Source organism: Pseudomonas sp., assembly GCF_030147005.1.
Taxonomy (GTDB): domain Bacteria; phylum Pseudomonadota; class Gammaproteobacteria; order Pseudomonadales; family Pseudomonadaceae; genus Aquipseudomonas.
This window is the reverse complement of sequence record NZ_JASLAW010000013.1, coordinates 1-5999: the sequence shown is the minus strand read 5'-3', so window position 1 is coordinate 5999 and position 5999 is coordinate 1. Positions and strand designations below refer to the sequence as shown.

Below are 5999 nucleotides of genomic sequence, written 5' to 3'. Positions count from 1 at the left end.
TGGCGAGGGAGCTTGCTCCCGTTGGGGCGCGAAGCGGCCCCAAAAATGGGACTGCTACGCAGTCCAGCGGGAGCAAGCTCCCTCGCCACAGGGACCGGTTCTGTCTTAACTGACTGGCATTAGGGCTTGCCCGCGAAGGCGGTGTGTCAGGACTGATGTGCTAACTGACACACTGCCTTCGCGAACAAGCCGGCTCCCACATTCAGACTTCGGTGGTCTCAGTTTTCACCGTTTTCCTGGGAGTATCCGCCACCAGCGGAATTTCCCTGCCCTCGGCATCGAACAGCTTGCCGCCCCTGTAGTAATCGCCATCGCGCAACGCCGCCACGTCGCGAAAGCACAAACTGCGCTCAGTCCCCGCCACGAAAACCGACTGCTGGTCCGAGTTACCGGCGGTGAAATGGTTGAACGTCAGGTTCAGCAAAATCGCCATGATCGCCGACGAGCTGATACCCGAATGGAAAATGGTCGCGAACCAGCTGGGAAACTGATCGTAGAAGCTGGGTGCGGCGATGGGAATCATGCCGAAACCGATACTCGTGGCAACGATGATCAGGTTCATGTTGTTGCGGTAATCCACCTTGGACAGCGTGCGAATACCGCTGGCAGCTACCGTGCCGAACAACACAATGCCGGCACCGCCAAGCACCGAGGTGGGCACTGCGGCAATCACCCGGCCCATGAACGGCAGCAGGCCCAGCACCACCAGGAAGACGCCGCCGGTTGCCACCACAAACCGGCTTTTTACGCCGGTAACCGCGACCAGGCCGACGTTCTGGGCGAACGCACTTTGCGTGAATGAACCGAAGATCGGCGCGAACATGCTCGACAGCATGTCGGCGCGCAGGCCGTTGCCGAGGCGTTTGGAGTCGACTTTAGTGTCGATGATCTCGCCCACCGCCAGAATGTCAGCCGACGTTTCCACCAGGGTGACCATCACCACGATGCACATGGAAATGATCGCCGCCACATGAAAAGTCGGCATACCGAAGTGGAAGGGCGTGGGAAAACCGAACATCGGTCCCTGGGTGACGGCAGAGAAGTCGGCCATGCCCAGGAACACCGCGATCACGGTGCCGATCACCATCGCGAGCAAAATCGACAAGCGCGAAATGGCGGCGCTGCCGATTTTGCTCAGCAGCAACACCAGCACTAACGTCAGTGCAGCCAGGCCGACGTTCGACATGCTGCCGAAATCCGCCGCGCGGCTGTTGCCGCCCATGGCCCAGCGCGCGGCCACGGGCATCAGCGTCAGGCCGATGGTGGTAATCACGATACCGGTCACCAACGGTGGGAAAAACTTGGTAATGCGCGAGAACACCGGGGTGATCAACAAACCAATGAACGACGCGGCCATCACCGCGCCGAGAATCGCCGGCACGCCCCCTGCCCCGTCGCTGCCGACGATCGCCACCATGGTCGCCACCCCGGCGAACGACACACCCTGTACCAGCGGCAACTGACAACCGAAGAACGGCAGGCCCAGGGTTTGCAACAACGTGGCCAAGCCACCGGCAAACAATGACGCGGCGATCAACAGGCCGATATCCGCTGGCGACAACCCGGCCGCCTGGCCGACGATCAACGGTACGGCAACGATGCCGCCGTACATGGTGAGCACATGCTGCAGGCCGTAAGCCATGTTGGCGGCGACGCCTAGATTTTCATCTTCGGGCCGCTGCGGTGACGCCTTCGCAATAGTCATGGTGAGAGGTTCTCTGTTTTTGTTGTGCGCCCACTGTATGCAATGTTCAGACTGTATGTCCATATAGTTGTATACAATCTATTGAACAAGATACCCTGCCGCGGCGTTACAAAAACAATCCGGCCGTCATGAGCCAGAACGCCAAAGGACTCAGCACAATGAAAAAGGCATTGCAGGGCGCAACCGTCGCATTGACCCTCCTCGGCGGCGGGGAGGCTGTGGCAGTGGAATGGATGAATAACAGCCTGGGGTTTCGCTACGGCCAACACTTTACCAACCCGAACAACCCCGACGATTTCAGCAAGCGCATCTACAGCTTCACCCACGCCAGCGGCTACCGGTACGGCAGCAATTTTCTGAATCTCGATGTGTTTCTGTCCGACAGCAAGGACCCGCGCAAGGGCACCGACCACGGCGGCAGCGAGGTGTACGCGGTGTACCGGCATCAGCTTTACGCCTCGCGGGTGTTCGACCTGCCGCCGGGCAGCGGACTGGTCAAGGATTACGCGCTGACTCTGGGGTTTGATGCCAACCGCAACAACAACTTCGCTTCAGCCAACAAGCGCGCCCTGGTGATCGGCCCGACCTTGAAGTTCAACACCGTCGGCGTGCTCGACCTGAGCCTGCTGTACTACAAGGAAAAGAACCACACCGGCATCCCCGGCGCGAAAGAGTCGAATCACACCTTCGACGGCACCTACATGCTCAACCTGACATGGATGCGCCCGTTCGAGATCGCCAATCATGCGGCGAAATTCCAGGGGTTTATCAATTACGTAGGGGAGAAAGGCGAGGACTATCATGGCCGCGATACCGCGCCGGAAGCCCTGATGCGCACGGCGCTGATGGTGGCGGTGCGGCCGGGCAAAAGCGTCAAGCCGAACCTGTACCTCGGCGTGGGCTACGAGTACTGGCATAACAAATTCGGCGTGGACGGTGGCCGGGGTAGCCGTACGTCGACGCCGACCGTAAATCTGGAAGTGACGTTCTAACCGAAGAAGTCCGATACCTATGTGGGAGCGGACTTGCTGTGGGAGCGGACTTGCTCGGGCCAACCCAGCAGCCTGGTCGGCTGTCAGGCCGCCTTCGCAGGCAAGCCAGCTCCCACATTTTTGATCGCATTATCAGTTCAGATCAGTTGCCAGTTCAGAGCCCTCAGCCTTCGGCCGCGCCAACCAATAACCCAACACCGCCACCGGCGCGGTGGCCAGCATCACGATCACCGTAATCAACAGCGGCTCCTCGAGCATGGATGACACCACCAGGCTGGCGAGAAAGCACAAGCCCAGTTGCAGGGTGTTTTGCAGCGCCGCCGCCTTGCCGGAATTTTCCGCAAAGGGCATCAGCGCATTCGCCACCACTATCGGGTAGCTGGCACCGTTGCACAGCGCCATCAGGCAGAACGGAATCAGCAGAGTGGTGAGCGTCGGCACTGTCAGGGTCGCAACCCAATACAACGCCACCATGCTCAGGCAATAGAAGGCGAGCAGCCATGGCAGCAGGGTTTTGCCCGGCAAGCGCTGCAAGGCGCTGCGGCAACTGTAGCCGCCGACGAGAAATGCCAGGGTCGGCAACACGTAGCTGAGGCCGATGTCACTCGGGCTGTAGCCCATGCCGCCGAGAATGAACGGCGACGCGGTCAGCCAGGCAAAGAAACTGGCGGAACAGGCGGCAAAGATCATGACGTTGCCGGTAAATACCCGTGATGTGAGCAACTGTGCGTAGCCCAGGCGCACCGGCCCGTCCGTCGTGCGCTTCGGCGCGCTGCGCAGAAACACTGTCGGCAGCAGCAAGAGCACCGATACGCCCAGCAACACACCAAAAATCGCCTGCCAGCCAAAGTGATTCAACACCATCGAGCCCAGCAACGGCGCCAACGCCGGCGACAGCGACATCAGCGGCATGATGCTGGCGAACACGCGGTGAGCCTTGTCGGCCGGGTAGCGGTCAATCACCAACGCCTGCCAACTCACGGCAGCGGAACACACGCCGATCGCCTGCATAAAGCGCAACGCCCAGAGCTGCGGCGCGGTCTGCACCCAGAACATGCCCAGGCAACCCAGCATAAACAGGCTCAGCCCCATGAGCAGCACCGGCTTGCGCCCGAGGCGGTCGGACAACGGGCCCCACAGCAACTGCCCTACCGCAAAACCGGCAAGGAAAATACTCAAGCTGGCGCCCACCGCCCCAGCACCAATCTGCAGCTGCTCGCCCATGGCGCCAAACGCCGGCAAATACATGTCCATGGCGAGATAACCGAGCATGCTCAGCCCCGCCAGATACCAAGTGAAACCAAAAGAATTTTTCATTGAAGCCTTGTAGACCTTGCCATCAAACTATTTGCTGACTGGCGCCCATTATAAAGCTGACAGTTTTACTGTGAAGCGATAATAATTGGACATTCTTATCAATAATTTTGAAGGCAGCCGCCATGTGGTCCGAATACTCCCTGGATGTGGTCGATGCCGTTGCGCGCCACGGCAGCTTCAGCGCCGCCGCTCAGGAATTGCACCGCGTACCGTCGGCCATCAGCTATACGGTGCGTCAGTTGGAAGAATGGCTGGCGGTGCCGTTGTTTGTACGTCGCCACCGTGACGTTGAGCTGACGCCTGCCGGCCGGCTGTTTATCGACGAAGCCCGTGGCGTGATGAAAAAAATGCTCGGCACTCGGCGCTTGTGCCAGCAGGTGGCCAATGGCTGGAGCGGTCAACTGAAAGTGGCGGTGGATTCCATCGTCAAGCCGCAGCGCTGTCGGCAACTGGTGCTGGATTTCTATCGGCAGTTTCCCGAAGTGGAATTGCTGCTCGAGTACGAGGTGTACAACGGTGTGTGGGATGCCCTGGCTGACGAGCGCACCGACATTGTGATCGGCGCCACCAGCGCGGTACCGGTGGCCAGCCACTTCACTTTTCGTGACATGGGCTTGTTGAACTGGTTGTGCGTGGTCAGCGCCAAGCACCCTCTGGCGTCGGTAAGCGGCCTGCTCAGTGACGACCAACTGCGCCCTTTCGCGTCGTTGTGCATGACCGACACCTCACGCAACCTGCCCAAGCGGGACACCTGGACTTTGGATAACCAGCGCCGCCTGGTGGTGCCCAACTGGTCCTCGGCGCTCGATTGCCTGCGCGACGGCTTGTGCGTCGGCATGGCACCGGCCCATCAGGTACTGCCATGGATCGAGCGCGGCGAGCTGGTGGCGCTGCAACTGCACCGGCCCTTCCCGGCCAGCCCATCGTGCGTGGCCTGGGCGCAGAACAAGCTGTCCCCGGCCATGGCGTGGTTGCTGGAATACCTGGGGGATACCGAAACCCTGAACCAGGAGTGGCTCAACGGCAGCGATGGCTGAACCATCACACAGAACCCGGATTTTGTGTCGGTGTTCAATCCAGTAACCGGGTGATGGCCCGCACGATCATGTCGACTTCATTGGCATCCAGGGTCAGCGGCGGTAACAGCCGGATAACCTTGCCGCGCGTCACGTTGATCAGCAACCCGTGCTCCTGCGCCGCCCGTTGAGCGAGATCACGCCGGGGGACGGCCAGTTCGATGCCGATCATCAAGCCCCGCCCGCGAATCGCCACCACCTGCGCATGCTCGCTCAACTCCACCCGCAGCCGCGCCAGCAAACGTGCACCCTGGTGCGCGGCGTTCTGCAACAGCCCCTGCTCTTCGATAATGTCCAGCACCGTGCAGCCAACGCGACACGCCAGCGGATTACCGCCGAAGGTGCTGCCGTGGCTGCCGGGGGTAAACAGTTGGGCGACGGCGGCACGGGCCAGGCACGCGCCGATCGGCACGCCGTTGCCGAGCCCTTTGGCCAGGGTCATCACGTCGGGAACAATGCCTTCTTGCTGGAAAGCGAACCAGGTCCCGGTACGGCCGATGCCCGTTTGTATTTCATCCAGCATCATCAGCCAACCGTGGCGCGTGCAGTGGTCGCGCAAGGCGTGCAGATAGCCGGCGGGCGCGGGTAACACACCCGCCTCGCCCTGGATCGGTTCCAACAGCACGGCAGCGATGCGCGGGCCGAACTGTTGAGTGATGCGCTGCAAGGCGTCCAGATCGCCAAAACCCACCTTCAGGAAATCTCCCGGCAAGCGTTGAAAACCCAGGCGCACCGACGGCCCGTCACTGGCCGCCATGGTGCCCAGCGTGCGCCCGTGGAAGGCGTTTTCCATGACCACCACCAACGGCGCCTCAATGCCTTTTTTCCAGCCATGCAGCCGTGCGAGTTTCAGCGCCGTCTCGTTGGCTTCCGCCCCAGAATTGTTGAAAAACGCGCGGTCCAGGCCGG

At 60.9% G+C, this 5999-nt stretch carries 5 protein-coding genes; 2 read left to right on the top strand and 3 right to left on the bottom strand.

Annotation, left to right across the window (positions count from 1 at the left end):
- Positions 1–202 precede the first annotated feature (202 nt).
- Positions 203–1705: a nucleobase:cation symporter-2 family protein gene (locus tag Q1V60_RS00800; RefSeq protein WP_300626773.1), complete on the bottom strand. Its 1503-nt coding sequence runs from the start codon at positions 1703–1705 to the stop codon at positions 203–205.
- A gap of 158 nt (positions 1706–1863) precedes the next feature.
- On the opposite strand from Q1V60_RS00800, the gene Q1V60_RS00795 reads away from it, so the two are divergent.
- Positions 1864–2697: a nucleoside-binding protein gene (locus Q1V60_RS00795; RefSeq protein WP_300626772.1), complete on the top strand. Its 834-nt coding sequence runs from the start codon at positions 1864–1866 to the stop codon at positions 2695–2697.
- 132 nt (positions 2698–2829) lie between these two features.
- Here the strand turns inward: Q1V60_RS00795 and punC are convergent, their stop codons facing one another.
- Complete coding sequence (punC, locus tag Q1V60_RS00790; RefSeq protein ID WP_300626771.1) at positions 2830–4014, bottom strand: purine nucleoside transporter PunC; 1185 nt, start codon at positions 4012–4014, stop codon at positions 2830–2832.
- A 122-nt stretch (positions 4015–4136) separates the two neighbouring features.
- Here punC and punR point away from each other — a divergent pair, with 122 nt between their 5' ends.
- The gene (punR, locus tag Q1V60_RS00785; protein ID WP_300626770.1) at positions 4137–5051 is read left to right on the top strand and encodes a DNA-binding transcriptional activator PunR; all 915 of its coding nucleotides are present in this window, start codon (positions 4137–4139) and stop codon (positions 5049–5051) included.
- A 34-nt stretch (positions 5052–5085) separates the two neighbouring features.
- On the opposite strand, the gene Q1V60_RS00780 is transcribed toward punR, so the two are convergent.
- Positions 5086–5999: aminotransferase class III-fold pyridoxal phosphate-dependent enzyme (locus tag Q1V60_RS00780; RefSeq protein ID WP_300626769.1), on the bottom strand; the 914-nt coding region annotated here is incomplete at its 5' end.